The following is a 26,858-nucleotide window of genomic DNA, read 5'->3' as shown; positions in this document are numbered from 1 at the left end:
TTTTTTTCGAGAGATACCGTTTTATTTTCTTTTCATCTTCACTGTTTCTTGCACGTTTAACGTGTTGATTTACTTTTTATGGTGGCGTTTTTATATGTATTAACATTACCACTCTTCCAAGGCATGGCAATTCCTTGTCATAAACCCTTTTACGACACGAAAGATGGCGATGGACGATTAAGTGAAAATCCGTCATCCGGTCATCGTTGTCGTTATTCGCTGCTCAAAATCACGCCACCCCGCTTTTCGGTAATACTCCTTTGGCATTTTTACCGTGACCTGCCTGCCGGATTTCACCACTTTTCCCGGCACTCGGATAAACCATTCTCGGAAGGTAGAGTGCTCTTGACGCCAAACCCAAAAGTCGCCCCGGTATCGCATGAGCACCGATAAACTGTAGGCAAATGACGAAAGTTGCCAAAGAATATCGTTTACCCAAAAATCATGCGTGATGGTTTTTCCCGCACAAAGCGAGTTTTTGGTTTGCTCGATCCAATTCTCACTCTCTGATCGGGATCCATAAAGGGTATGGAGCTGCAAGGCATCCAATCCTTTCAGGTTCGAGCAATAGCAAAAGTACTCATACTCGGGTACAAATTGTTTTTCGCCAAAATAATCGACTTCAACCATTTGCTTTATGATGCGCACGGCATAAAACATGCGGGGATTCCTCCAACCGCTACATTGATGTGTAAACTGACAGGTCGCCGTCCGTGGGCCAATCGGCTGCCAAGTCTGCCCGGCAAGTAAATCTTTCAGGTTTTTCAGCTTTACTTTCACCAAATATTCATGTTTACCGTCTTCTAACAAATTAAATAATCCACCATTGAAAAAACCGCTGTCGGCCCTGAAAAACACCTTCTCCACCTTTTGGGGAAGAGCGGCCAAGGTTTCTTTGACAAACTCACAAACTCCGTTTGAGGTGTAAGCTGAACCCGGGCGGAGCCATGAATTGACAAGCAGTTTCATCTCCGTGACAAAACATAAGATGGGGTGATAGCTTTTCGAACCCTTCTTATGCGAGTTATAACCCACCTCAGCCCCTTGTTGGTTGCCGTAAACGGTAAATGTGCTTGAGTCGCAATCAAGTGTCAAGCGGCTTAAACCGCAACGGGAAACTTGCATGCCTGTAAAACCCAACAACAGCTCGTGAAGCGAACGGGCGCCCCTTTCACCCAAACCTGTCAAATGGCGGCGTATGGTGTCCTCGTCAATGTTCTTGGGTAACTTCAACAAGCGGGCAACCAAGGCGTCAAAGGTGAAGTTTTCAATCCGCTTCAAACGGTGAACACCGCACAACGATGCCAACAGGATACTTGAGAGTATTTGGGCTGTGCTGAAACGGCTTGCATTGTGGCGGATGGTTGGAAAAAGATGTTCCAGCTTGCCATAAATACCGCAATGGTTGATAAAATCAGAGGTTACGCTTAACCCTGAATATGATGTTAATTGTTCTGAACTGAACTTTTTCTTTACTGAACAGGCAGTAAATGAGATTTTTTTACTATTTTTGTCTTGCATGTGTCGGGTGAATGTTTGTTTTTGTATAACACTTTAAAGATAAATACTTTACCTGACATATGCAACTTTTATTTGAGACTTTTAGGTAGACATATTCTTGTTTGAGTGTGCGCCAGAAGCGTTCTATCCAGACGTTGTCAAGCGCCCTGCCTTTCCCGTCCATGCTGATAGTGATCTCCTGGCTTTCAAGATACGCTATCCAACCTGGACACGTAAATTGAGAGCCTTGGTCAGAGTTTACAATCTCCGGCTTGCCATGCACGAGGATTGCCTTACGAAGCACATTCAGGCTGTTTTCAGCATCCAGCGTATTGTGAATGTCCCAGCCAACAATATACCGGCTATATACATCAATGATAGCCGTCAAGTAAAGGAATCCTTTTGCCATGGGTATGTACGTGATATCGATGCACCATACATGATTCGAGTGCGTGACCTCAAGACCTCTAAGCCTGTAGGGATGAATGTATTTGCTCAATCCAAGCTTACTGAGGTTTCGTTTCGGATAAATGGCCATGATGCCCATTTTACGAAGCAATCGACGGACACGCTTCGGACCTGTCAGGATACTCATTGCACGCAGGAAATCAACCATCCCCAAAACACCTTTTGTTGGATGTTCCATGTATTCTTCGTCCATCAGACGCATCAGTTCGAGGTTTGCAGGATCCTCTACGGCAGGCTTGTAATACTGCATGCTGCGATTCAATCCGAGAAGCTCACACTGGCGTCGTTGGCTCAAATCATCTCTCGGGGATACTATTTTTTTGAGGACTTCAGTATCCCCAATTGCTCTGAGGCCCTCCTGCAAAAATCCACTTCTACCTCCAAACGGCCTATTTTCTCATACAATTCCTTCTCCCGTTTGGCAACCTCCTCGTCTGGGGCCTTGGTTGAGAATATCTCTGCTCCTCGGACCAGGAACTCCCGTTTCCAGTTGGAGATCATTTGTGGATGCACATCGAACCGCTTGGCCAGCTCGCTAAGTGTTTCAGCTTCCTTGATTGCCTCTATCGCAACCTGGGCCTTGAAAGCTGCACTGTGTTTCTTTCTTCTTGTTGACATAATGAGCAAATTTAATCGTTTTTTATTAAACTTACCCTGTGGTCTGAATTATTGGGAGTATTATATTCTTCCTGCCCTTCTCCCCGAGGATGGCGAAGTCGAGGATGAACTGGCTCTTGCCATCCGTGATGCCCAGAAAGAGAGATTTGAAACCAAGGATCGTCTTGTGTCCCAGGTGGGAATAGACCCTACCGATGTTTTCAATACGCCTTCCCGTTTTGGGAAAGTCGGTATCGTCCACCATCAGGCAAACAGTTTGATGCTTGTGGTCACTTCTCACGCGAACCTTGTTCCATATTTGAATGGTGAAGTGGTAGAGTATCTTGCGCCAATCATAAATTTCGTTGTTTACGAAACGGTAGAAAACATCCTTTTCGCAGCCAAAGAAGCCGCTTAGGGATGATCGACAATAATTGTAAGGATTCTTGATCATGAAACAGGGGAACATAATCAGCAACTCGAGCACCTGCAGCAGGGAATACTTGCTGTTGCATTTGCTCCTGCTCCCGAAGAGGACCTTCTCCGACATGTTGAAACCTTTTAGCATATCCGTCAGGGTAAAAAGGGCACTGTTTGAATCATCTTTCTTGAAAAAAACGCTGATTTCTGATAAAATGGAGTTACTTTTGTATATCGGCATAGGGCTGTTAGTATTTTTGGTTTTGACGCTTAAATATACTAATAATCTGTGAATTACAGAAGCCTCTGTGCCGTTTTTTTATGCGATTATTTTTACTGAATTTTTACTTGCGAAACTTGAATAAATTAACTAACTCAATTATGAGTATAATCCTGTTTCATCAGAATATGGTTAGTAAAACCACTACAATATTTGACTTCAAAACTACACAAACAACAAAAATGAGGTTAGAACATTTTTCAAAAAAGTTATATTACTGATCACATCGGTACATGCATGCTGCACCGATGAGAAGTATGGTTTCATTATTATGGGCGCAAATATATTCGTTTGATATTGATTTTCAAATTTCTCATCCATGGCAATCCAACCGCCTGACATTTTCTCGCAACAAAACGGATGCAGGATTGTTCTTAGAACCGGGAGCCCGGCAATCACTGTGTAAGATTATGGCAACTGTACCCCTCTCCAGGAGTGCGGTCAAAAAACCCGATCCAGCTCTTTCATCATGTAAGGCCGTCGTTTATAGGTCTCCCGGAACTGGTTGATCAGTTCTCTAACCACTGCTGTTCCTCCCTCGAACGATTTCATCCAAATCAGTGTCTGGCCGACCCGCTTGTAGGCCTCTTTGTCGGTGATGGTAGCCTGTTGTTGCACATATTGCAGATAGATGGAAAAAACCTCCTTCGGGTAACGGGGACGGAGATGTTTCTCATACTTGCGGATCATCCCGACACCACTATTCCGGCATAGCTGCAAGAGGTCGTCCCATCTCTTGTGTTCCACGTATATATCCGCCCTCAACTCACCCGTGTCGTAATATCTCTTCTCCGATAAAATTTGCAATATCCAGGTCAGCATGTCAGGCCACTCATCCTCAGGAGTGAGTTTCCTGAGTGACTGGTAACATGCACGTTGTTCTTTGCCCTCCACGAACAACTCCTTCGTGATCTCCACGATCTTTGCGTGGTTGTTCAAACGCGTATAGATCGACAAAAGCTCCTTTTGCCACTCATTCACCGTACCTATCGTCTTCTTTTCCCGGGCAATCTGTATTCCTTCCTGCAGCAACCGGATGGCATCATCATACCGCTCCGCTGTCAGCAATCGCTTCAATCTGATCGCGCGGACATCGGGAAAGAATAAATATTGCTCGATTGTCTGATCCGCTGCCGCCTCCCGGTTATTCTCCTCCAACAAGTATATCTTTTCCACTACAGCGCGCTGCTTCTCATATTCTTCCGAGATTGCGATCCGCTTGTCAACGATGCGGAGCACACGTTCAAACCCACCCGCGGCATCTGCGGCAAAATAATTCTCCAGCACCTCCAATGAGGTATTCAATCCCATATAATTGTGTTTCTCATCACCGATCACTCTTTCGTACCAGCTGAAGATCAGCTCCATCTGTTCAGTAGTGGGTTCATCGTTCAGGATATCTTCAAGCAGATCGATCGCTTCATCGTATATCACCTGTACATCCCCCTCGTAGTCGAAATTCTCATCCCAGTAGTCGGGAATGGTATCGATCAGGTTCTGCGCAATGCATATGGCCTCCTCCCTGTTGTCGTGACGCAGATAATAGCGCGCTTTGTCGAGCAACGGTTCCAGCTTATTGCTCACCGCTTCGGCATCGAACCCTATATCATAATAATCATTCCGGTATTTACCATGTGACCTGCTTTCTCCTTCATCAAATGCTTTTTTGATTATTCTCGGGTAATCCTCCTCAGGCTGTTTATGTTTGGAATCCGGCTTCGGCTTTGGTTTCGGAGAGAATTTCTCCAGGAAAACGTTCCGAAAATCCGCATGATCGTTTGCGTACTCGCTGATAAACTGTTTCAGCTTGCTTGTGGCAGTATGTGCCAATATATCCTTCAGTAAGTCGTTACTCTCCATTGTCATATGCTGGTCTTCGATATAGTGAATGATTCAATTCAAGGATGATTCCTTATTAGCTGATCGCAAAAAGCTGATTATCTGATCACCACCCCCATTTTTCCCTGTTCTTCCTCTCCTTCTCCATCTTTTTGCGAAATGCTTCCATCTCTTTTACCTCTCGCTGCAAGGCATGCTCCCTGAGCTCAACCACTGAAAGGTCGCGATAGTTGAAGATATCGACTACGGAGACCCAATTCCCGTCGATCAGGATCGCGAGATCAGGATTCAACTGATAATTCCCCCTGCTGATCCGTTTGAAGATCTTCTTGTTGTAAGGGTTGTTGCTCTCAATCTCATGTTTGGCAAGCAATGCAAGCATGTAGGTGCGTTTCTTGCGATGAGGAGGCAGCACTGCGTCGGAGAAATGTTGCAAGTTCTCAATCAGGTCATCGATCTTCACCGCCATCTCCTCATAAAACGATTTCTTCTGCAGTATCATCGGTTGCACAACCAGGAAGAGGTTAATCAGCAGGTATTCCACCTTGTGAGGGTCAATTTTGATGAGGAACCCATCCGTCTGGATCTTCAAGGCATCGGTAAGCAGCAGGGGATAGATCTCACCCAGTCTGTTCCTGGCATAATCGGACGACAGGAAAGCCTGTTCCAGTGTAATCTGAAGGGGTGTCTTCCTGAAAGTATCCAGGGAGGAGGGACTGGCACCGTGGCTGAGCAGTGTTTTGGCAATCTTCACCGCCCCGGCAAAAGCCGCCGCGTGCAATGGGGTGAAGTTATGCTGATCCCGGTAATCGACCCCGTACCTGTTGAGTAGCGGGAGAATCATCTGCAGGTTATCCTTCTTGTAATGATGGTAATATTTTCTATAGAGCGATGAACGCTCCGTTTCGAAACGTTCGGCACGTTTGTATTTCAGCTCGGCCAGCTGCCGTATCACCACCTCCTGGTTGTGGAGCAAGGCAAAATCGAAAAGCCTGTCCTTCGCTTTTTTATTGAAGTTTTCCGGGTTCAGCGCTTCCTCTTTGGTGATCCGGTACTGTTCTATTGTCATCGGCTCCCAGTCAGGCTTCACAGTAGCCAGCATTCCTTTCCTGATGGCATCCACCTGTTCTGTTTTCCCCTGCATCTCCAGGCGGCGTGCTTCCATCTTCCAGTCGTCGGCCGATGAGATCTCCTCCTTCATGATACGTTTCGGTGCATCTTCTGCTATCTCCAGCAGACGGAGGAGCTTGTGTCCCCCGGACTTCTCAACGATGAATACATTTTTCACGGCACGCGTCAATGCCACGTACAACGCGTTAATGTAAAACTTGTAGATCTCATGCGATTTGTCGGTTTTGTCCTTTCCGCGCGCGTAGGTCAGCTCGTCAACCAGCAGGTTGTCGCGGGTCACCCCCTCACACACCGCGTTATATTCGGCAGCGTTTTCGGAGATAAAGTTGTAGAGGATCACATTCTCATACTCAAGTCCCTTCAGCTCCTGCACGGAGAAGAGCAGCGGTGTCTTAAAAAACTCCCGTGCCTTTGCCTTATCTTCGTTTCGCAGCACCAGCACGGCATACTTGACCGACTGGCGGGTCTTTTGTCCAAGGTCGGCCACCGCATTCCCCACCTGTTCAATGAAAACGGCATCCCCTTTCACCGCCGTATCGGTAGTGAGCAGGTAATTGCTCTCCTTATCGATGGAGCCGAATCGGGCGTTCTTGATTTTGAGCAACCTGTTGGCCAGGGTGGTGATGGTTTGACTGTTGCGGTAATTGGCACGTAGTATCTTCACTTCGTTCTCTATCAGTCCGCTCCGGTAAAACATGCTCTTCAGGTGCGACCAAGAAAAGAAATTGGGGTACACCACCTGGTTCGAATCACCACAGAGGATGAAGTTGGTAGGATTATTCAGTGATTTCAGGATGATGTGCAGCTGGATGTTGGTGAAGTCCTGCACTTCATCCACCACGATGTAATCATATACCGGCTTACAGTAAGACAACCACTGGTGTGTGAGGATGTTGACGTCATAGAAGTCGTTCTCTTTCAGGAAAAGCAGGTATTTTTCAAAGAGCCGGTACACTGTTTCACGTTCCCGGACAGGAAAAATCGACTGTTTCACGCCGAGCGCGAGGTATTCATCGAACGAAAGGTATTCTTTGGTGATATCCTGACCGGTGATCACCCCACGATACTCCTCGAAGGTCTTGTGAGCGTCACGCAACCGTGTAGCCTGCCGATGTCGGGCAAACCATGACTCGAAAGTCCTGAAATCGACCTCTTTCCCATCGGGAATCTTCAGTGTCTCCAGGAACTCACGGTATGAAAGGAAATCGATTTCCAGCTTGTCGTTCTCGTAGTTGAACGAATAAAACAGGCGAGCCGAGTTTTCCGCGAGAAAGGGTGAAAGGGTGATGTAGAGTACCCTTCCCGTCAGCGACTTCATCTTTTCAAGCGTGAGAGCCGTTTTACCACTCCCGGCAGAACCAATCACAATGTGTGGCAGGGGCAGGGATAGTACCTCCTCCTGTCTGTCGTCGAACGACAACACCTTATCGAGCAAGTGAAAACGACTGTTCCGGGGGTTCAGGAATGTCAGCGGCACCAGGTCACCCTCAGGTACCTCCTGTTGACTCCTTACCGGGAGCAGCTTCGATTCATCCACCCCGCTCCCACGCAAGAAACGCGATTTATCGTAAGCGTGATTCATGATGATCTCCAGGATCAGCAGACAGGTCCGATCATTGTATCGGCCAAAACGAAACAACAAGCGGTTTTCATAATCCAGCCGTGCACGGTATAAGCCCGTGTCTCTCATTTTTTTCACCTCGGCCGACACAAAATCACCCCGGGAAAGTTGTTCTACCGTTTTATCAAACTGCTTCCGCAGTTTACCCGGCTTAATGTCATTGTATATGAATAGATCAAACATGCTCAGGCAGATTTTGTCATAACAAAAAAAGAAGCGTTATCTCTCAATTGATTGGCAAGTCAACATCTTGAAATAACCACATTCTTTTTTTGACTGGTAAAATTACGCAATTTGTGGAAAGGGCACAACAATATCACGTTAGAAATCAAATTTTCGCTTATAAAAAGGAATCGATCTTACCTTCCCGATATTCTCAAGTATATCTGTGCAAGTACGTTGAAATTTCTTTTTATCGGGCAGATTTCCCCAAAACAGATCTTCCAGTTCCGCATCGTCAGCTTGCATGATCTCCCGGGTCATTTGTTCAGCTTTATCGATGTATTCATCCTCGTTCTTGCAGTCGATGGATAACAACCCATAATGCAGCGTCAGATCATGACTCAGCTTCTCCGCCTCGATGATGATCGCCTTGTAACATTCTCTTGATAAATAATCTGTATCCATTTGATTTGCTGATTTGTCCCGCGAAATCATACAACCCGCCAAACAGGTAGGCGTGAATCTGTTGCAATCCCTTGGTAGTCCCCACTTCAATGCTGTCTATGAAAGAACTCTCGAACAATGCATACGCTTTTGCTTTACTTTTCCCGTCAATCGATTCATCGCTGAATGTGAACCACTCCATAAACCTGTTAGCCTTTTTTGAGGGGAACTCCTTGCCCAGTAAGATAATCCCGTTCTGATCGAGCATGTCGGTGAAACGCCTCTTGCCGTCCGGGGCAAAGATCTTCAACTGGGTAGTGAGACTAACCACTTCACTTTTCTCCTTCCTTAACCTGTCTTTGAGATACTTCCAGTAATTACGCGTTTTGGTGTAGTCATCCTGGTCGGTAAGCAGGGCAACAACATCCAACACACTAAACCACCACTTGGCATGATCCTCGTCCCAGATGGCACGCACCTCCCGGTCATCAAAAAAACGTATTGAAATCTTTATATTGCTCATACTACCCCTCACAGATATCTGTTTCTATCCCCGCATAAAATTACAGAATTCGATTCAGATTCCAAAATCGCAGCACCCATTGCTCCGCCCCCCGATCATTTTCTATACCCCTAAAAACGACGAACGCCCGGAGAGATCGGGACGTCGTTACGTTTGCTGATCACCTGACTACTAACATTCCCCAGGTTGTGAGAAACGAGTGCCATCAAGATACTACCGCTTTTAAGCGTCATCCATGCCCAGCATGATCCCCCTGAAGGCGATCTCCTCATCCAGACCGGGCATCGTAGCCTGAAACAGCAGCGTTTCCAGTTGATTCGGTCATTGCTCGATGTCGATGTTCCGTCTTTAATTCTTCAAACAACCTATGGGAACAATGTAAATTCCATCCTCCCTCTTATATGCATATTTCCCGGTTCCGGTAAGCACCATTTTGATTGAAGGGCTTTTCATTTTCGTAGTATCGATGACCTTGGCCATCTTTTGAAGCGAGTCAACTCCCTCTCCTATCAACTTGTCTCCTCCCAGCTTTATTTCAATCAATCCGTACGAACCATTGCGGAAATGGATCACAGCATCGCATTCCAATCCACTACTGTCCCGGTAATGGTAAACCTCACCGCCGAGCGCTTCCGCATAGACCCTGAGATCTCGCATGCATAAAGTTTCAAACAGGAGTCCCATGGTTGCCAGGTCGTTGATTAAATCATTCGGACCTGCTCCCAAAGCGGCTGTAGCTATTGACGGATCCACGAAATAACGGGTGTCCGACGTCCTGATGGCAGACTTCGAACGAAGATTGGGATTCCAGGCAGGAGAATCTTCAATGACGAAGATTTTTTTCAGGGCATCGATATATGCATACAATGTGTCGGCATCGAAGGTATCCACATCATTTGCCAGTATATCCCTGCGTATTGCGTTCAAAGATGTTTGTGAACCCTGTGCGCGTGCATAGGAGTGCATTACTCTTTTGGCGCGCTCGGGACTTCGGCTTACACCGTCAACTCTTGAAATATCATTGTTTACGACAGCATCATAATAGTTACCCGCAACTGAAACCGCAATCTCTTTTCGCATCTTCACCGCTTGAGGCCAACCTCCCCGACAAATCAAGAATGCAATATCATCGATGTTAAGATGGTTCTCTCCCTCAATCTGGTCAGGAGAGGCGAATAGATTTTCCAAACTAACCTCTCCTGTCGATTCACCGGACTCAAAGAGCGACATAGGTCGCATTCTGAGCCACGAGAAGCGCCCTGTCCCGCTATGGTGTATTTTTGAACGATCAGCAGGAATGGCAGAGCCGGTGAGAATGAATTGACCGAAACCATCTTTATGATCAACGGTGAAACGTATCGTATCCCACAATTGCGGCGCAATTTGCCATTCATCAATCAACCGGGGGGTATTACCCGTTAAAAGACGCTTGGGGCTGATACCGGCCAATCGCATATTTTGCTCCATGATCTCAGAGTCGTCCATATACAAGGTACTCCTGGCATGTTGCTCGGCAGTAGTCGTTTTACCACACCATTTTGGACCTTCAATAAGGACAGCGCCACTACTCTCCAGTTTAAGTGATAAAATCTTAAATGTATATCCGCAGTTATTCCTAAAGAATTTAGCGGAAAAATAGTTATAAATAAGTTCGCAAATGCTTACACAAATCACAGATATTCATTATATTTACATTCTGAACACATGTAATATTTCAAGCTATGAATATCCTGGATTTTGCTATAAATTACCCCGATGAGGAAACCTGTCGGGAAAAATTCAAACAACAAAGAGACCAAATGGGAGTTACCTGCCGTCGTTGTAATTGTAAGGAGCATTATTGGCTGGAAAACAAGCAGGCTTACGAATGCAAGCGTTGCCAAGCGCGCCAGACGCTGCGTTCGGGCACGGTCATGCAGCATTCCAACCTGCCATACCGTTACTGGTTCGTGGCCATGCACCTGCTCACGGCTACCAAGGGCTCCTTTTCCGCCGCCGAGATACAGCGACAGCTGGGGCACAAGCGTTACCAGCCCATATGGGAAATGGTCAATAAACTGCGTGACGTGATGGGCAAGCGTGACGACAAGTACACGCTCGAGGGCGCCATCGAGCTGGACGACGCCTTCTTTTCCACCGAGATATCCGTTGAAGAGAAGGAGAAACCGTTGAAACGCGGCCGTGGAAGCCAAAAAAAGACCAAGGTCCTGGTGATGGCTGAAAGCAAAACGGTTGAAAACCCAAACCGGGTAAAAAACCCAAGAAGGCCAGATACCTGAAGATGAAAGTCATCAACGACTTGAAAGCCGATACAATTACAAAGAATGTCAAAGAGCATGTCGAAAGCACGGCGGATCTGACCACCGATGATTCAACTTCTTACACTAAATTGAAAGAACATGTCCATTCACACACGGCATCCGTTGTTCCACACGAGGAATTGCCTAACGTGCTGCCTTGGGTACACACCGCGATCAGCAATGCCAAACGACAGCTCCTGGGCGTGTATTACAAGGTAAAACCCGAGTATTTACAGTACTACCTCAATCAGTTCTGTTACAAGTTCAACAGGTGTTACTTCGGCGAGAACCAGTTTGACAGGCTGTTGATAGCCGCCGTATCGTGTGCGCCTGATTTCAAATCAAGAATTTACAATAGGAACTATTGCGGATAATCATTTTTCAATATAATCTCTCATAATCTCTCATGGTATTATTTATTTCGTATATTTGTCCGAATTACAAAAACGGAAAACTGATTATGATTATAGCCGTAGACTTCGATGGTACTATTGTGGAACATGAATACCCGGCCATTGGTAAGCCAATACCTTTTGCTATAGAGACCTTACTTCATCTTCAGAAAGATGGACACAGGCTGATATTGTGGACTGTACGCAGGGGCGATCTGCTAAAGGAGGCGGTTGAATACTGTGCATCTCAAGGATTATATTTCTATGCTGAGAACGAGAACTATCGGGGTGAGACTATCGAGAAGCAGGACTTCTCACGCAAGCTCAAGGCTGATCTTTTTATTGATGACCGAAACCTGGGAGGACTGCCCGACTGGGGAGTTATATATAATGTTGTACAGGCCATGGTTGATGGTCACGACAACCCACTTTCGCTTATGATCAATCATTCAGCCATGCCACAGAGAAAGAAAAAAGGTTGGTTCAGACGTTAGGAAACGAGAACCAACCTTTTAAAAATATATTCAACCTTTAGCTTTTCTTTCTTCTTTTACTCTTTTTCTTGTCGCCGTAACCATAACCAAATCCATACCCGTAGCCATAACCATACCCACGGTGGAAGTCAGCCACATCATTAATCACCAGCAACATATTGTTTAGCTTGTTCTGCTGCATCAGATTGTTTGCAAACCTGATATTTCCCTTGCTTGAGAAATCCATCCTGCATACATATAGGGTAGCATCAGTCACCCTGTTCATCACCAGAGTATCAGTCACCAGAGCCGAAGGAGATGAGTCGATAAATATATAATCAAACTCCTCCCTTAAGCTGCCGATCGCTTTGTCCAGAGAAGGACGCGAAAGAAGCTCAGCAGGGTTAGGCGGAACAGGTCCCGCAGTAATAACAAACAGGTTAGGATGCAGTCTCGATTGAACAATCAGATTATCGATATTCTTCTCAAAGCCCGACAGATAGTTTGTCATACCATTCTTAGTCTCCAGCTTCAAATACTCCCTTAATCGTGGAATTCTCAAATCGAGACCTATCAGCAGCACCTTCTTATTCAGGAATGCTGTACTCAATGCCATATTTATAGCAACAAATGTTTTACCCTCACCGGAAACTGTAGAAGTGATTGTAACCACTTTGTTGTCAGTTCCCAAAGTTAGCAGCAAATTGGTGCGAGCCATTCTGAAAGCTTCGTCAATTGAGTCATTCCCCTGCTCATCCACCACAACATTCTTCTCCTCTTTATGTTTAGGTATTTCGCCAAGTACAGGAACCTTGCTGAGTCTGTCCACATCAGATCTTGTACGAACCTTATACTGCAGCAGCTCGTTCAGATAGATAATACCTGCAGGGATCAGCACACCAAGCATCAATGCAGCAAGCAGCAGAATCATCTTTCGTGGAGACACCTGACCTTCGGTAAGAGCTTCATCCAGCACTTTTGCACTATTAGCCGTAGCAGCCAGTTCAAGAGCATTCTCCTCACGCTTCTGCAACAGCATCAAAAACAGACTTGCCTTGATCTGCTGTTCACGTGAAAGCTCCATAAACTCCCTCTCCTGAGTTGGCATCACACCAATACGTCTACCATATATATTAGCCTGGTTACGTGCATCACGGCGCTGAATATTCAACCCCTGCTGCACACTGCTGATGGAAGAGTTAATATTCTCCCTCAGCCCCGCAATCTGCTCCTCAAGCCTTATCATTGCAGGGTTGTCAGCCGTCATGCTCTGCGACAGACGCTCACGCTCCAGAACCAGTCTGTTATACTCACTAATAGTAGCAGCAAGATTAGGATCTTCAATACCCACATTAGCAGGAATAGTCTTATTCGCATTATTAGGATTTCTCACATACTCACTCAGCGAGTTTACAATATTCAGCTGAGTCTCCACCTGCACAAGCTGCTGCTCATACTGACTACCCATCTGCATATTACGCTGAAGGTCGATCTGCAAATCACTCAAACCCTCCTGCTGTTTATAATCCTCCACACTCCTTTCAGCATCACTCAGCTCTCTGTCAATAATAGCAATACGCTCATTTATAAAAGCCTGAGTATTAAATGCCTCCATCTTGTTATCCTCAATGGTTTCGTTGTTATACACCTCCACCAGCATATTAAGGAAATCCTTACCTTTTTCAGGATAGGGAGTGTTAATAGACAGATTCAGCACAGAAGCCTGTTTCGATGCCTGCTGAACAGACAACCTTTTTCTATAATGGCCGATCACCTCATTAGGATGCATTATAACCACATTCATCTCATAATGCCCCAGTTCGGTATCAGGTCTTTTTGTAAAGCTGATATGACCCTGAGGAGTATCAATTATAGCCGGTAACGTAGTAAACACAGTATCAACCTCTTTCTCATTCTCAAGACCCGAGATAGTAATCGTACCATCACTCTCATTTGTAGTCATATTGAAAGAGATATTCTGAGTCAGTTTATCCAGGTTCCCCTGATCCATACTCACAATCACCGGACTCCGTTTATACAGGTCGTTACTCTTAATCCTTCCACTCACAACATAAGAGGTATGCAGATTAAGACGATTAATTACATTTCTTATGATCGACCGGCTCTGCAGGATATAAATCTCATTCTCCAGATTAGTTACAGCACCAAGTCCACCCAGCTGAATACCATCCATCCCACTTATCGATGGCTCCATACGCTGATCCCTCGCCTCCTTTAGAACTATACTTGACGAAATATTATATACAGGAGTAGTATATCTCAGATACAAAGATACTCCGGCAAGCGCAAGTACGATACCCAGCACAAACCATTTCCAGTAGCGTGCAAATCTCAAAACTATCTCCAGTAGGGAGATCGATTCGCTATTTTCTAAATCATTCTGTTCCGATACGGAATACAAATCCAGGGTCAACGCATTTAAATTTTCAACAACTGTAGCAAAAAGTTGTCATCCCACCCGGCCTTGAGACGTTTTGAAACCAAAGAACCCTTCGATGTGTCTTGTTTTAGAAGGTTGAGTGCTATTTTTCTGATGAAGGAAAAGTTTTGGGCGGAGTTCTTCGCCCTTTTCCTTTGCCGGTCTTCGTCAAAAACCATGTCCAATGTCCAGTGGAGTTTGTTTTCAATGCCCCAGTGCTGACGTATAAAAGTGTTGAAGTTTGCTGCTTGGTCAATGACACTGCTAATGTAGAAACGGGTTTCGGTCTCCTGTTTTTTACCCGTGTCCCTGTGGGCAGTAATCCTGACAATCGTCTTGAGTCCTTTCCAGTGTTCCCTGTTGTCGATGAAACCCAGGTTCGAGATAATTTCACAGGTACGTGTTTCAATCCGTCCGTGCCCTTTTTCCGTCACCTGATCGACCGAGTCCGGATTATGCCGGTTGAAACTGTCCTCCACCTGGGACAAAAGCTCTTTCTGGTTACCCTTGACCGAAAGGATATAATCCGCTTTATTTTCTATGATTTTTTCAGCAATCTTCGTTTGGGTACCAATGGCATCTATGGTAATAATGCTTCCTTCTATGTCAAGCAGGTCCAGCAATAACGGGATGGCCGTGATCTCATTGCTTTTCTCATCCACCTTGAGTTGGCCCAGGACCAATTGGTTTTCTGATGCCCAGGCGCTGACCATGTAGATGGGGTTCTTTTCATGAAAGCTGTCTTTGGACCCTTTTATACACTTGCCGTCCAAGCTGATAACCTCTTTTGTGATATGCTCATCCTTTAAAGAATCAACCCATTTGATGAAAGCTTCTTCAAAAAGACGTGGACGTAAACTGGAAAACACCCTGTTAATCGTATCGTGTGAGGGGATACCGTTGGGCAGTTTGAGGAACGTTTTCAGGAATGAAAGTTTTGTCTTGCCGAAAAGTTCAATTGAATCCCACGATTCCGCCCCACAAATAACGGCGAGTATCGACAGGATTATGATGTCGGATAGCAGGTGTTTCTTGTTCCTGTTGATTCGGTGGTCGGGAATGCACTCAAAATACCGGTGCAAAGAAGTGGCTGGACTTGTCATGTCTTTTTTGAGGCAAAGATACGCATTTACATTGCCTCAAAACAACACAAGTTATTAACAACCAGACGGATAAATTGTTGATAACACTGTCTTTTCTGATTTTTTTATGCGTTGACCCTGAATACAAATCAGTCATTATAGAATAATAAATAGTAAATTAAATAAAGAATGAGTTTTTCTATTTTCTCAGGATATTAACCAGCAGTCCCGCCAGCGATATCAATATTGATGTACCTGAAATCCAAAGGCTTGTAGCACTTCCAATCTCCGAACTCTTCGCTTTTGTCTTGTTAGGCTCCACATACACCACATCGTTCTGCTGCAGAAAATAGTAGGGAGAGTGAATAATAGAAGGATCATTCAGGTTCAGCACAATCACACTCTGGTTGCCATCAGCATCCTCCCTGATAACCTTAACGTTATCACGCTTACCATAGATAGTCATATCACCCGCCATGGCCAATGCTTCGAAGATGTTAACCTTCTCATTCACAATAGTAAAAGTGTTCGGACGAGCCACCTCACCCAGTACCGAGATCTTGTAATTCACAAAACTCACAGTCACCACCGGAGGCTCCTTCAGATACTTTTGAAGCAGTCCCGTAATCTTCGTCTCCGCTTCCCTTTTAGTCAATCCGCTAAGAGTAACCATACCCAATACCGGGAAATTTATCTGTCCGTTATTATCCACCAGATATTTCTGCAGCGCAGGTTGAGAGTAGGTACTTGAACCGGTAGTCAAACTAGGCACAGTAAGGTTAAAAGGTTTCACGGCCTCCGGATCGGTTGCCGACACTGTAATCGTCAGCAGATCCTTAGGCAAAATGCGTGCATCATACATAGGGCCGGTCTGCACATAGCCCGCCATATCATTTTCACCGGCACCCTGTATATATGCCACATTCTTGGCACTATTACAGGAAATTACACCTAAAATTATTATTATAGATGAAATTAAATAAAACAATTTGTTCATGAAACTGAGTTCTTTGATAGTCAACTACAAAATTAATACATTTTATGCAAACAACAAGATTATATAATTCCCCCCAAATCTTAGACAACAAGTATCATTAAAAAAAGTATTAAATTTGTTGTTGAGATGAAGAAAAGAAAAAGTTACAGTGCCGGCTTTAAAACGAAGATCGTTTTAGAAGTCTTACAGGAAAGGGAGACTGTCCAGCAGATCGGTCGCAAGTATGGTTTGCACCCGAGCCAGATCTCCACGTGGAAGAGCCAGTTTTTATCGAATGCGGATGCCGTTTTCGAACGTGGCACCACCAAAACGGAGGATGACAAGGAGAAAGATGCCCTTTTCAAGAAAGTGGGGCAACTTCAACTGGAGGTTGACTTCTTAAAAAAAGTATTGGGGAAATAGGTAAAAAAGAGCGGATGGCAAAAATCGACAAGACGCATTCTATAAGTGTTTCACTGCAGTGCGATTTGTTGGATGTTCCCCGCAGCAGCTTCTACTATTCTCCCCTGAAAGATGGTTCCTACAATGAAGAACTGATGAAGCAGATCGACAAGCAATATACGTCCACCCCGTTTTACGGTGTTCCCCGGATGACGCAGCACTTGCGTGGCCTGGGTTACAAGGTGAACCCCAAGCGTGTGCAGCGTTTGTACCTTTGTGGAAGTCGTGCCTAATGATGTATATTATTTGAATGAAAGATATATCGCGTGGGAGAGTAAGATGTTTGATGAGTTTGTAAATCAATTTCCGCACGAAAATATTGGTTTTAAAACGGATGATGCCCTTGTCGGTTAGTGAATATTGACTTTGAGCTAAAGGGACTTCATTTTGATTTGATTTGTAGCTCATCCATAAATAGCATAATCATTGAAGAGACAAATTTAGAAATATCAAGTTCTGTAAGTTCAGATACTATCCAAGACATCGCCATTTCAACCAATAACAATCATCACTTTCGTAACAATCCCATAGATGGACCATTAAAATGATTGGTATATTCGAAAAAACAGGAGAATCGGTAATCGATCTTGAAAATTTTGGAAACGTAAACGGTGCTGCTGTTATATAGGCGGGCGCATACTATCCAGCATATCCTGACGACGCATGATTCTTTTATTTTTGCATGTGCCGGCAGATAAACTTCAATCGGCAGAAACATGCAAGCTGAGGTTTAACAAGGAAGATTTCCACTCATCCGGGTCATAAGGACCACCCAGCCAATAGAGATACTCCTCCCGTTCCGGATCATCCGGGTCGTTCAGTATCTGCAGCATCTGCTGATATCCGTGTACACCGCCACAATCCTCCGGGGGACATCTTCGCGCTCCCTCCGTGCAGACCCTATATTCACGCCCCACCTGCGGGATCGTCATTTCTTCCAGTTCGATGTCATGCTGCCAGTTATCACCGAAGTCGTACCGGTAGATCATCTTGTCGCCGATCTCTTTCAGCAGGTCCGCAATCCTTATGCCACCATATTGCACCGAAGGCAGCTCCTCGTTCACCTCATCGGTGTAGCAAACCTCCTCTTTTTCAAACTCATGCAGGTGCGCGTCCTCCCATCCCATGATGTACTGGATCAGGTAATGCAGATCGCTCAGCAGCATGGATGAAGGCACCTGTATGCGTCTCCACACCGGGGGATTGGTACCTCTCAAGGTGATCTTCAACCTGCAGATCTTCAGCTCGGGGCTCATCCTCACACCAATCCGGTCATAGTCGTCCCTGATGGAAATCATCCTGTCGAAGAGCGGGGTCGGTTGGATTGTCATGACCATCCGATTCTCCTCCCTGTTCCATTTCTGGTCGGTGGTTACCAGGCCAAACAGCTCCATGAAGTTCCGGTACGTCCTGAACAGGTAACAGTCGATGCTCCGCATGCCCTCATAGGCATCGGGGCGCATGTCGAAATACCCCTTCGCGTAATCCATGTCCGAGGGCGATTCCCCGGGCATCTGCCTGCGCACCCTGTCGAACACCAGGAGCGAAAGGCCGGCATCCCGAAATCCCAATCCCGGTGTAAACTCATAGCCATCATATCGGCTCAGGTCGAACAGGTGCACGAAGTCGCGGATCAGCGTCTCCAGCAGCAACTGCCGGTCTGCGAGCAGCTTCTCCCCCTTCCTTGTCAATAAAAGCGCATTATTCCGTTTTCGGATGATCCCCGACACCGTTGCCAGGTCGCGTGCAATCATCACAAACCGCGCGTCGGTCTCCTTGATTCTCTTTTCGGGATACTTCGTGTAGTACCAGTCGCGGACACCCGTCAGATACATCTCCCTGACCACTTTCAGCGGCAGGTTACCCGTGTTTGTCAGCTTCAAGGTACCGTTCTCCTCCCTGATAAAATGGCAGAGGCAGACAACCTGCCTGAGGATGGGGATCTGTTCGAGGTCATCCTCATCCAGCCTGTTTAACCCGATCACCCCTTTCGTATAAAAGGCGGTAACCATGATCTGTTCAATAATGTGTGGTAAAATCATCGTGGTAAGTCTCTAATCGGTGAATAATTACAAAGATAGGAAATCTATTCCACATATTATTTGGACAAATCAGCGTTATTTCATAGTTTTGTGAACTGGACATTGAAATTAATCCAATGAATAGTTCTCGAAATAAGGACTTGATTTTGTCTGTTTTCAGCGATACACGAACTGTGTTCTCGCTGAACGATGTTGCCATGCTCATCGGAGAGAGCGAATTCAAGAAGCTGAATGAGCGATTGAATTATTATGTCCGCAAAGGGAAGCTGCTTCGTCCGCGAAAGGGCATTTACGCCAAACCCGGATATAAACCCGAAGAGTTGGCCTGTACACTTTATACTCCATCTTATATCTCGCTTGAATATGTATTGCAAAAGGCCGGCGTTATCTTTCAATACGATGAACGGATAACCGTCGTCAGCTATTTGAGCCGGAGTGTAGATATCGAAGGCCGCATCTATGCCTATCGAAAAATCAAGGGTGAAATCCTGATTGTCACACAGGGTATCATCCAAACCGGTAATGTAAACATTGCCACACCTGAACGTGCTTTTCTGGACATTTTGTATTTGAATAAGGAATACTATTTCGACAACCTGAATCCCCTTGACAAAAATTTAATAACTAAACTTTTGCCGGAATATAATTCCAACACTCTTACGGCAAAAGTAAAAAAACTGTTTGCAAATGGTTAGTATCAACAAACACAAATTTTTTCTGATGCAGATACTCAAAGATATCTACTCCGATTATCGTATTGGATTATGGCACCGGCGAACGGAAATTGAAAGTGGAAATATCCAGCCGGCAGTGGAATAACCGGTACGAAATAAAAAACCTGCTGGGTATCAATATGCAGGTAATGGTCGCTTCGGACATGTTTGCCCATAAACTCTGCGCTATGCTTGACCGTGGAGAAGTGACGAATCGCGATATCTTTGACAGTTGGTTTTTCATGCAGAAACGAACGCCGATAAACAAAGATATTGTTGAAACTCGTATGGAAATGCCACTGGTTGACTACATACAGAAATGTATCGAGCATCTCGAAAGCATGAGTGACCGGGGTATGTTGAATGGCTTAGGGGAATTAATGGATGAGGATATAAAGAAATTCGTTCGTTCCAAACTACGGACAGAAACTATATCCCTGCTTCGATTCTATAAAGAATTTCCGATTCTCGCCTAGTGTGAATGAACATTCCTATAACAGGATGATATCTTCCGGCCCTAGCGGCATATATGGCCCATCCTTCACCTCGAAGATCACGGTGCCACTCTCCAGCACCTCCAGCGTGTGCCACTGCCCTGCCGGGATGTGAACACCATAACTCCCTTCCTGAGGGCTTACCATAAACTCATCGGTGAGCATCTTGTTTTCATCATAGAACAACACCTTGATGGCCCCCCGCAGCACGATATAGGTCTCCGCCGTATGGCGGTGTCGGTGTATCGGCAGCAGCGTGCCCGGCTCCAGCGCGTTCAGTAGCCGCTGCGCTTTCGCATCCAGCGAATCGTGCAGGTTGTAATTCATGCGGAGTCGGGGACTGGCTTTTGCCTGTTCCGTAACTTTATCGAGTAAATCATCGTCAATCAGCATACATCACACTTTTTTGCGTTCATCATCGGGAACTTGATCATGTAAAGTCCCATCAAAAGCAACAACAGGATTACAAAGATACCCCATCCCAGCACAGGATAAAAAAGGATGATAAGTGCCGAGCAGAGCAACTGAACCGTGAAATAGATCAGCGATACCAATCGATGAGGTATTTTCTTTTCATTCGCCAGTATCTGGTAGAAATGGAGCCGGTGCGCCTCCATGATATTTTGTTTCAAGTAGATACGATGCAGAATAGTTATTACTGTATCTATTCCGTAAACCATCAGAAAGCCAATCCATATCAGGTTCTCCGTTTTTATGATCAATATTAGCAGTAGAGTCACAATCCAGAAAGCGATGCCCACGCTTCCCACATCTCCGGCAAAGCACCGGGCTCTCTTCCGGAAATTGAAGAAAAGGAATACTAGAGAAGCAATCATCGGGTACCAGATCAGGTCCGGTGGCACAAAATTTCCGTACGACAGGTTAACATACTGCAGCGAAGCCAGTACTGCGATACTATAGAGTCCTGTGATCCCGTTGATGCCATCCATAAAGTTGTACGCGTTGACGATGCCAATAAACACTACGTAGCCGATAACTATAGCCCACCAAGGATAGCTCCCGAAGACACCTGCCAGGTAGAATGCACAGCTCATTGCCAGAAGGTGAAAGAGCAAGCGCATTTTCTGTCCCAGCCCTTTTACGTCATCCACAAAGCTTACACCTGCAATTAACGTAATTCCAGCCAAAAACCACCCGGCCGTTACGGATAGATTAAACAACAGGTAGAGTAGGGCGGCTACCCACCAGATGACCCCTCCACCTCGGATGGTGATATAGTTGTGCGAACTCCGCTCGTTCGGTTTGTCGATGATGTTAAATCGATCTGCTATCCGGAAATAAAAAAGTTCTGCCGCAAGCAGCAAAACTAAGACGATCAAATATATTATTATTGCACTCATTCTCCCTTGTTATCTGAAACTATCAAGCGTTTTTCGAATATCCTCCTTTGCCGATATCGACATTTTGTCGATGCCCAGTGCTTGCTTTATTTTCCCGTTGTTCACCACATGGTTCTCTGTCATATATATCTATTTTCAGCGAAAACACCAATTATTCAGTAGACCCGAATTAAAGAAGGGCATGTAGGTAGTCGGCAGTATCTTTCAGCCCGTTTTTTCTTAAACAGTCCAACACTTCATATTCATCTAATTCAGGATTTTTTTTGTTAAGCACCATCTCTTTGAAAGCCTCAACCGCAATTTCAGTATTCAAGTCAATGATATCCGTCAGAAAATCATCGGGTGTTTTAATTTTCAGGCCATATCTATCCAGAACATCTTCCGGAAAATCCTTTATGTTGTTTGAAACAATTACATGTGCATTCGTTTTGATAGCTGCGGCCAATACATGCCTATCTTTTTCATCCGGCAATTCAAGATGATCAATAAGGGTTTCGTAATGTGTCACCAAAGCATCGGGAAAGGCATTGTTCAGGTTGAGTGTACGTTTTTCTGATTCATCTGGTGAAACTCCTTTTCTATGCATCACGTCCTTCCATTCATCAAAAATATGATTACTCCATTTTGGAGTATACATATCATAATAGGCAAACCAGAGAAGAAGGTCTCTGATAATTACCGGATAAATCACATTGGTATCCAGGACTGCCGTAAATCGAACGCTATGAATCATAAAGCCCTAGATCTTCATCTGCATGCATCATCTCGATGAGCCGTTTCTTTTGCTCCTCTTTCATTTTCTTTTTGTAGTCGATCACATCCTCATATTTAATGCGACGATGTTTTCCTACTTTTGTATATTCAATTTTTCCCTCCTCTAGTAATTTCACGAGATAGGGTCTTGAACATCCCAAAATCTCTGAAGCTTTTTGGGTTGTCACTTCCGTTGCAATAGGTACTATTGAAATAGGTTTACCCTGACTCATTGCCTTTAATATTTCTCCTAATAAATTCAATGCTTTTACAGGAAGAATAATTCTCTCCCTGGTCTCTTCAATTTCAATTTCGGCCTGGTCCGATTTTAACTGTTCAATCGAGGAAATGAGAGAAGTGTAAGACTCCTGAGCTAATTTTCGCTCACGTTTATTAGGCCTTTTTATATCATTTGTCGTTACCATAACTGTATTTTTTTATGTTGTAACTGCAAATATAAACGAAATATTCGAATTATGTGTAATATTCGAAATATTTAACTCGCCTAATTTACTAACATATTCTGCAAACCTCATAAAAAGTCACAATGAGACTCGCTTTTTTACCTAAAACTCTCCAACGTTTTTCGCATCCCTTCTTTGGCAGATACCGGCATTTTTTCGATGCCCAGCGCCTGTTTAATTTTGACGTTGCTCACCACGTAGTTTTCTGTCAGCTTGCGCAGCCGTTCCTTATTCAGCGGCAACTTCAGTGTTCCACCTACCGAAGCAGCGGCATCCATCAGTCCCTTAGGGAGCTTCCAGATACGCGACTTTTTCCCGACCGATTTACTGATCAACCCAATCAGCTCATTTGTAGAGAGCGGTTCATCATCCCCCACGTGGTAAATGTCACTCGCAATGTTTTCTTTCACAATCAGCTGCTCCACCACGTAAGAGATGTTCTCGATGGAACAGAACGAGCGACGGTTCTCATAGGCTCCCAGCGGCCACGGGATTCCCTTCTTCACCACGCTATAGAGCAGGTTCAGGTTCCCCTTGTTCCCCGGCCCATGTATCATACAGGGCCTCAAAATATATACTCTTTTATCTAATAGCTGATCGCTAACAGCTGAAAGCTTGTTTAAGATATACTCCTCCGCCCTGATCTTCGATTCACCGTAGGGACCCACCGGCGCCGGTACAACCTCCTCCGTCAGCACATCACCCGGCACACTGTCCGCAGCCGCTTTCACCGAGCTGAAGAAGATAAACGTCCGAGTATCCGATTGCAGGAAGTAGTCGAATATCTTTTGCGTAAGGCCGGTGTTCACATCAAAGTAAACCTGCGCTTCGCTCCTGTTTTTCGTGTCATGAGCTTTACCTGCCAGATGCACAATCGCATCCACCGGAGGCACCTTACCCAGCTCATCCCAGCCGAATATGCGTTCCACACCCTCCTTTTCAGGCTGATGAATATCCAGTCCAACTATCTTATGGTTCCTGAACCAGCTATTTGTGAAGTTGGTACCCACAAAGCCGTTGATACCGGTGATAAGTATTTTCATTCTATTTTATTTTACGACCTCGACACCTGGAATCCTTTGTGGGAGAGTTGCATCTCCACGAAACGAGCTTTGTCGTTAGGACGGTTCTCCTCTAAAATCTTACGGATCCGCAATGCAGCGTCCGGATCTTTGGCAACCATGTAGAGATAGCCCCCACCTCCCGCACCGGGTAGCTTGTACCCAAGGGTATAATCTTTGACCAGATCAATGATCTGAGCCACTCCCGGGGGATTGGTCCCTCTGTCCAGCGCATTGTTCTGCTGCCAGCTCTTCAGCACCAGTTTTCCGTAACGGTTAAAATTGCCCCGCTGAATGCACTCAGCCATATCCTTGGCATGTGATTTCATTTCATGTAGGATGGAGAGATGCTGTCCTTCGTTCAGAAACATAGACCGGACAATCTCACCCAGGATATTCTTTGCCACACGGGTGATGCCTGTATAGTACAACAGGTGGCAGGGAGTCTGCAATGAATCCCTGAAGACGGATTCCGGCAACCAGCTTACCTGAGGTTTCTGCAGGAAGCCCTGTTCCGACTCGAGCAGCTTCACGCCATGCAAGATGCCGCCATACTGATCCTGCCAGCCACCACCACTGGTGAGCAACTGTTCCAACACCAACGTGATCGTTGCAATCTCCTGTTTGTTCCATTGCAGGCCACAGAAGTCGTTCAGTGCTCCCAATACCGTTGCTGCCAGAATTGAACTGGTGCCCAGTCCCGATCCGGCAGGGATGGCTGAAAGCAGGGTAACCTCTATCCCTGCACCAAAAGCTTTCAGTTGTTGCTCCAGTGAATCATACCGTTCACCCGCGAACTCAGGAAGAAAGCCACAAAGGGCCAATGCTGCTCTGGGAATGGAGAAGGGTGATCCCAGCCTGCGGTAATCACGCAACTCCTCAAATGTCTTCACCACCTCTGTAGCACCCATATCAATGGAGCGCAACACGATGTGATGCTCGGCACAAGGCTTCACATAAACCTGCAGTGGCGGCTGTCCATTCAGTTCAATGGCCATGTTCACCACACTCCCACCCGCGTAGAGCGAAAAAGGAGGCGTATCGGTCCACCCTCCCGCAAGATCAATTCTCACCGGACTCCTGCCCCAGACAATCTGATCGGGAAGCGCTGCCAACTTCGGCACACGTTTCTCACCCGTCACTGCTTTGATCAACCCGTTTCGCAGCAGCGAAAAAGCTTTCGACTCCTCCTTCTCCGCATTCAGGCTGTCGCCCTGCGACGAGAAAATGCGGGAGCGAAGCATCCTGTTGTGAATCTTTTGCATGCTATCCGCTTCTTCAGGAAGCGCCCCCGGCGCAGGCAACTGCAGCCGCGCATAATCTTCTGCTACATCAGAAAGATCGAGCTGATAAAACACACTCTTCTCGTAGTTCTGATCCAACATCGGATAGTTCTTCCGTCGGTATTCCGACCGTTGGGCATATAAGCGGGACAGTGATGCCCGATCCATCAACGCATCGGCTGAGTAGCGTATGGAGCGAAGCCAAATATCTTTGCCTTCAGCGGATAAGGATTCTGTTCCAATCATCCATTGAAGCACTTTCTCCATTTCTTCTTTTGATTCCAGACAGGGGAACAGCGGACATTGCTGGAGATCTATAACGTCCCCCCCAAGCACTTCGGATGTTAGTTCTTTTTCTGCCAGCCACTGACGGATCGGGCGACCCATCCAAATCGTCTCCCTGCTGCCAACGGTTCCTTTGAACGCATCATTGATTCCATAGGGACGAACCACATAACCTGTCTCATCCACCGGCACCATGTCAATGCAGATCCCCTCCGGCAGGTTCACCTGCCAGTCGTTCTCCGGCACCCCGGTAATCACATGATCGGCCGAAAGGTTCCAATGCTTACCCACGCAAGCATTCTCAATCCATATGTTGCGGTTGCTCTCCGTGAAGGAGACTTCCACCACCGCGTTCTGGGTGAAGATGGCAGGGTTGGGCTTAATCTTACGGTGCATGATCAGTCGCTGGTCATACACCTTGTTCTGCAACGCCAGTGTAGATGAGATCATCTCACGACTGGTCCCGTAATGGTAAAACTCACCTCCGTTCAGGGGTAGAATCTTTACCGAAAGGTTGTTAATCGCTTCGTCTTTGATGGCAGGACGATTTCCCAATGCCAGTCCAAACTCGCTGTAAAGGTCATAGAACTGCATCTTCTCCCCATCCCCATAGGATCGTTCCCGCAATAGCTGTACCGCCCGGTCGCTCAGCAACCAGAGGCCGATATCCATCAGGAAGAAGTGCGAATGCGAAAGATTCTCCAAATCCCGCAAGGAAGGCTTCTGAAGCATGCAATCCAGTTCTTCGGGTGTCTCCCTTCTTGCAGCGAACACCCCATGGCGTGTTGCCAGGGAAGCATCCACCCACAACCCATAACAGACCACATCCGCTTCCGGGATCTCCTGCAAGGGCTTCTCTGCATGGATGTATACGTCACCGCTCACCACCAGGGTACGCAGTGAAGCGGGCGACTGTTCCATGATCTTCTCATAAAGCGGGAGCTGCAGACTCAGCAGGTCCTGCGACAACCGTTGCCCCCTTGCCCAACGAAATACGGGCACAGGGAGACTAATCTTCCCCGTCACCGCATAGGCAGGAAGGCGACGACTCTGACCGCCGGCATGAATCACGATACGCTTCTCTGCAGAGAGCCAGTCGTTAAAATCTATTCCCGGATGCTCCTCCCGGTAACACTCTTCCAGCAACCAGGTAGTACCACTCCCCGATCCCAACCGTTTGTCCCGAGGGTCCGAGGTACAAAACCACTCCTTCTCGCTACGGTGGTGAAGTTGGGTATAATCCTTTACGGCATTGGGGGGAAGAGAAAGCAGTCGTCGCATTGCCAGTTCAG

Annotated in this window: 22 protein-coding genes and 4 pseudogenes; 6 read left to right on the top strand and 20 right to left on the bottom strand. The window is 46.0% G+C overall.

Annotated elements, in window-relative coordinates; genetic code table 11:
• Window positions 1-192: 192 nt before the first annotated feature.
• The 9 genes and pseudogenes from ING2E5A_RS13815 to ING2E5A_RS13775 form a co-directional block, all read right to left on the bottom strand.
• Window positions 193-1,521, bottom strand: coding sequence for an IS1380 family transposase (locus tag ING2E5A_RS13815; protein ID WP_071135811.1), 1,329 nt, complete (start codon window positions 1,519-1,521; stop codon window positions 193-195).
• Window positions 1,505-2,230: an IS3 family transposase gene (locus tag ING2E5A_RS13810; RefSeq protein WP_231960478.1), complete on the bottom strand. Its 726-nt coding sequence runs from the start codon at window positions 2,228-2,230 to the stop codon at window positions 1,505-1,507. Before ING2E5A_RS13810 ends, ING2E5A_RS13815 begins: the two co-directional genes overlap by 17 nt.
• A 50-nt stretch (window positions 2,231-2,280) precedes the next feature.
• Window positions 2,281-2,586: a transposase gene (locus tag ING2E5A_RS13805; protein ID WP_071137905.1), complete on the bottom strand. Its 306-nt coding sequence runs from the start codon at window positions 2,584-2,586 to the stop codon at window positions 2,281-2,283.
• Between the two features lie 67 nt (window positions 2,587-2,653).
• Window positions 2,654-3,226: pseudogene (locus ING2E5A_RS13800) on the bottom strand (IS4-like element ISUnCu6 family transposase); the annotation flags it as partial.
• Between the two features lie 480 nt (window positions 3,227-3,706).
• Window positions 3,707-5,125 (bottom strand): hypothetical protein, encoded by a 1,419-nt coding sequence (locus tag ING2E5A_RS13795; protein WP_071137903.1) that lies wholly within the window; start codon window positions 5,123-5,125, stop codon window positions 3,707-3,709.
• A gap of 85 nt (window positions 5,126-5,210) precedes the next feature.
• Window positions 5,211-8,039, bottom strand: a complete 2,829-nt coding sequence (locus tag ING2E5A_RS13790; RefSeq protein ID WP_071137902.1) for a UvrD-helicase domain-containing protein — start codon at window positions 8,037-8,039, stop codon at window positions 5,211-5,213.
• A gap of 138 nt (window positions 8,040-8,177) precedes the next feature.
• Window positions 8,178-8,483, bottom strand: coding sequence for a hypothetical protein (locus tag ING2E5A_RS13785; RefSeq protein WP_154670092.1), 306 nt, complete (start codon window positions 8,481-8,483; stop codon window positions 8,178-8,180).
• Window positions 8,482-8,985: pseudogene (locus ING2E5A_RS13780) on the bottom strand (BRO family protein); the annotation flags it as partial. The gene ING2E5A_RS13785 and the pseudogene ING2E5A_RS13780, both read right to left, overlap by 2 nt.
• Window positions 8,986-9,333: 348 nt before the next feature.
• Window positions 9,334-10,536: an ATP-binding protein gene (locus tag ING2E5A_RS13775; protein ID WP_394332607.1), complete on the bottom strand. Its 1,203-nt coding sequence runs from the start codon at window positions 10,534-10,536 to the stop codon at window positions 9,334-9,336.
• A 170-nt stretch (window positions 10,537-10,706) separates the two neighbouring features.
• On the opposite strand from ING2E5A_RS13775, the pseudogene ING2E5A_RS13770 reads away from it, so the two are divergent.
• Window positions 10,707-11,659 (top strand): annotated as a pseudogene (locus ING2E5A_RS13770) (IS1595 family transposase).
• A gap of 86 nt (window positions 11,660-11,745) precedes the next feature.
• Complete coding sequence (locus tag ING2E5A_RS13765) at window positions 11,746-12,171, top strand: BT0820 family HAD-type phosphatase (RefSeq protein WP_071138383.1); 426 nt, start codon at window positions 11,746-11,748, stop codon at window positions 12,169-12,171.
• Between the two features lie 37 nt (window positions 12,172-12,208).
• Here the strand turns inward: ING2E5A_RS13765 and ING2E5A_RS13760 are convergent, their stop codons facing one another.
• From ING2E5A_RS13760 to ING2E5A_RS13750, 3 genes are all read right to left on the bottom strand, one after another.
• A complete protein-coding gene (locus tag ING2E5A_RS13760; protein ID WP_083373364.1) occupies window positions 12,209-14,584 on the bottom strand; it encodes a GumC family protein in 2,376 nt (791 codons plus the stop codon).
• A gap of 5 nt (window positions 14,585-14,589) precedes the next feature.
• On the bottom strand, window positions 14,590-15,693 hold the full coding sequence (locus tag ING2E5A_RS13755; protein ID WP_071136433.1) for an ISAs1 family transposase: 1,104 nt from the start codon (window positions 15,691-15,693) through the stop codon (window positions 14,590-14,592).
• Window positions 15,694-15,871: 178 nt separating this feature from the next.
• Window positions 15,872-16,669, bottom strand: coding sequence for a polysaccharide biosynthesis/export family protein (locus ING2E5A_RS13750; protein WP_071137899.1), 798 nt, complete (start codon window positions 16,667-16,669; stop codon window positions 15,872-15,874).
• Between the two features lie 126 nt (window positions 16,670-16,795).
• Here ING2E5A_RS13750 and ING2E5A_RS13745 point away from each other — a divergent pair, with 126 nt between their 5' ends.
• Both ING2E5A_RS13745 and ING2E5A_RS13740 read left to right on the top strand, forming a co-directional pair.
• Window positions 16,796-17,071, top strand: a complete 276-nt coding sequence (locus ING2E5A_RS13745; RefSeq protein WP_071137898.1) for a transposase — start codon at window positions 16,796-16,798, stop codon at window positions 17,069-17,071.
• Between the two features lie 14 nt (window positions 17,072-17,085).
• Entirely contained in the window at window positions 17,086-17,343 is a 258-nt protein-coding gene (locus ING2E5A_RS13740) for an IS3 family transposase (protein ID WP_083373363.1), read from the top strand.
• A gap of 468 nt (window positions 17,344-17,811) precedes the next feature.
• On the opposite strand, the gene ING2E5A_RS15135 is transcribed toward ING2E5A_RS13740, so the two are convergent.
• A complete protein-coding gene (locus ING2E5A_RS15135; RefSeq protein ID WP_083373362.1) occupies window positions 17,812-19,152 on the bottom strand; it encodes a plasmid pRiA4b ORF-3 family protein in 1,341 nt (446 codons plus the stop codon).
• Between the two features lie 116 nt (window positions 19,153-19,268).
• Between ING2E5A_RS15135 and ING2E5A_RS13730 the strand changes: the two genes are divergently transcribed.
• Both ING2E5A_RS13730 and ING2E5A_RS13725 read left to right on the top strand, forming a co-directional pair.
• Window positions 19,269-19,847, top strand: a complete 579-nt coding sequence (locus ING2E5A_RS13730; protein ID WP_071137896.1) for a type IV toxin-antitoxin system AbiEi family antitoxin domain-containing protein — start codon at window positions 19,269-19,271, stop codon at window positions 19,845-19,847.
• Window positions 19,848-19,909: 62 nt separating this feature from the next.
• The gene (locus ING2E5A_RS13725) at window positions 19,910-20,341 is read left to right on the top strand and encodes a nucleotidyl transferase AbiEii/AbiGii toxin family protein (RefSeq protein WP_071137895.1); all 432 of its coding nucleotides are present in this window, start codon (window positions 19,910-19,912) and stop codon (window positions 20,339-20,341) included.
• Window positions 20,342-20,356: 15 nt separating this feature from the next.
• Here the strand turns inward: ING2E5A_RS13725 and ING2E5A_RS13720 are convergent, their stop codons facing one another.
• From ING2E5A_RS13720 to ING2E5A_RS13695, 7 genes and pseudogenes are all read right to left on the bottom strand, one after another.
• Window positions 20,357-20,752 (bottom strand): WbuC family cupin fold metalloprotein, encoded by a 396-nt coding sequence (locus ING2E5A_RS13720; RefSeq protein ID WP_071137894.1) that lies wholly within the window; start codon window positions 20,750-20,752, stop codon window positions 20,357-20,359.
• Entirely contained in the window at window positions 20,746-21,708 is a 963-nt protein-coding gene (locus tag ING2E5A_RS13715) for an MraY family glycosyltransferase (protein ID WP_071138380.1), read from the bottom strand. The genes ING2E5A_RS13720 and ING2E5A_RS13715 overlap by 7 nt, the downstream gene beginning before the upstream one ends.
• A 21-nt stretch (window positions 21,709-21,729) precedes the next feature.
• Window positions 21,730-21,843 (bottom strand): annotated as a pseudogene (locus ING2E5A_RS15805) (NAD-dependent epimerase/dehydratase family protein); the annotation flags it as partial.
• A 46-nt stretch (window positions 21,844-21,889) separates the two neighbouring features.
• Entirely contained in the window at window positions 21,890-22,453 is a 564-nt protein-coding gene (locus tag ING2E5A_RS13710; protein ID WP_071137893.1) for a PIN domain-containing protein, read from the bottom strand.
• Window positions 22,443-22,898, bottom strand: coding sequence for a helix-turn-helix domain-containing protein (locus ING2E5A_RS13705; RefSeq protein ID WP_071137892.1), 456 nt, complete (start codon window positions 22,896-22,898; stop codon window positions 22,443-22,445). The genes ING2E5A_RS13710 and ING2E5A_RS13705 overlap by 11 nt, the downstream gene beginning before the upstream one ends.
• A 137-nt stretch (window positions 22,899-23,035) precedes the next feature.
• Window positions 23,036-23,980 (bottom strand): NAD-dependent epimerase/dehydratase family protein, encoded by a 945-nt coding sequence (locus tag ING2E5A_RS13700; RefSeq protein WP_071137891.1) that lies wholly within the window; start codon window positions 23,978-23,980, stop codon window positions 23,036-23,038.
• An 11-nt stretch (window positions 23,981-23,991) separates the two neighbouring features.
• Window positions 23,992-26,847 carry a bifunctional fucokinase/fucose-1-phosphate guanylyltransferase gene (locus ING2E5A_RS13695; RefSeq protein ID WP_071138379.1) on the bottom strand — a complete coding sequence of 952 codons (2,856 nt, stop codon included), beginning with the start codon at window positions 26,845-26,847 and terminating at the stop codon, window positions 23,992-23,994.
• Window positions 26,848-26,858 lie beyond the last annotated feature (11 nt).

It is taken from the genome of Petrimonas mucosa, assembly GCF_900095795.1.
Lineage (GTDB): Bacteria > Bacteroidota > Bacteroidia > Bacteroidales > Dysgonomonadaceae > Petrimonas > Petrimonas mucosa.
This window is presented reverse-complemented; position numbering and strand designations above follow the sequence as displayed.

What these genes read in the sequence shown, in the direction of transcription:
- ING2E5A_RS13745 (WP_071137898.1), top strand. Translation starts at nt 16,796, where the DNA reads ATGAAGAAAAGAAAAAGTTACAGTGCCGGCTTTAAAACGAAGATCGTT.
- ING2E5A_RS13730 (WP_071137896.1), top strand. Translation starts at nt 19,269, where the DNA reads ATGAATAGTTCTCGAAATAAGGACTTGATTTTGTCTGTTTTCAGCGAT.
- ING2E5A_RS13740 (WP_083373363.1), top strand. Translation starts at nt 17,086, where the DNA reads ATGGCAAAAATCGACAAGACGCATTCTATAAGTGTTTCACTGCAGTGC.
- ING2E5A_RS13805 (WP_071137905.1), bottom strand. Translation starts at nt 2,586, where the DNA reads ATGTCAACAAGAAGAAAGAAACACAGTGCAGCTTTCAAGGCCCAGGTT.
- ING2E5A_RS13710 (WP_071137893.1), bottom strand. Translation starts at nt 22,453, where the DNA reads ATGATTCATAGCGTTCGATTTACGGCAGTCCTGGATACCAATGTGATT.
- ING2E5A_RS13765 (WP_071138383.1), top strand. Translation starts at nt 11,746, where the DNA reads ATGATTATAGCCGTAGACTTCGATGGTACTATTGTGGAACATGAATAC.
- ING2E5A_RS13795 (WP_071137903.1), bottom strand. Translation starts at nt 5,125, where the DNA reads ATGGAGAGTAACGACTTACTGAAGGATATATTGGCACATACTGCCACA.
- ING2E5A_RS13790 (WP_071137902.1), bottom strand. Translation starts at nt 8,039, where the DNA reads ATGTTTGATCTATTCATATACAATGACATTAAGCCGGGTAAACTGCGG.
- ING2E5A_RS13720 (WP_071137894.1), bottom strand. Translation starts at nt 20,752, where the DNA reads ATGCTGATTGACGATGATTTACTCGATAAAGTTACGGAACAGGCAAAA.
- ING2E5A_RS13755 (WP_071136433.1), bottom strand. Translation starts at nt 15,693, where the DNA reads ATGACAAGTCCAGCCACTTCTTTGCACCGGTATTTTGAGTGCATTCCC.
- ING2E5A_RS15135 (WP_083373362.1), bottom strand. Translation starts at nt 19,152, where the DNA reads ATGATTTTACCACACATTATTGAACAGATCATGGTTACCGCCTTTTAT.
- ING2E5A_RS13695 (WP_071138379.1), bottom strand. Translation starts at nt 26,847, where the DNA reads ATGCGACGACTGCTTTCTCTTCCCCCCAATGCCGTAAAGGATTATACC.
- ING2E5A_RS13705 (WP_071137892.1), bottom strand. Translation starts at nt 22,898, where the DNA reads ATGGTAACGACAAATGATATAAAAAGGCCTAATAAACGTGAGCGAAAA.
- ING2E5A_RS13700 (WP_071137891.1), bottom strand. Translation starts at nt 23,980, where the DNA reads ATGAAAATACTTATCACCGGTATCAACGGCTTTGTGGGTACCAACTTC.
- ING2E5A_RS13815 (WP_071135811.1), bottom strand. Translation starts at nt 1,521, where the DNA reads ATGCAAGACAAAAATAGTAAAAAAATCTCATTTACTGCCTGTTCAGTA.
- ING2E5A_RS13750 (WP_071137899.1), bottom strand. Translation starts at nt 16,669, where the DNA reads ATGAACAAATTGTTTTATTTAATTTCATCTATAATAATAATTTTAGGT.
- ING2E5A_RS13785 (WP_154670092.1), bottom strand. Translation starts at nt 8,483, where the DNA reads ATGGATACAGATTATTTATCAAGAGAATGTTACAAGGCGATCATCATC.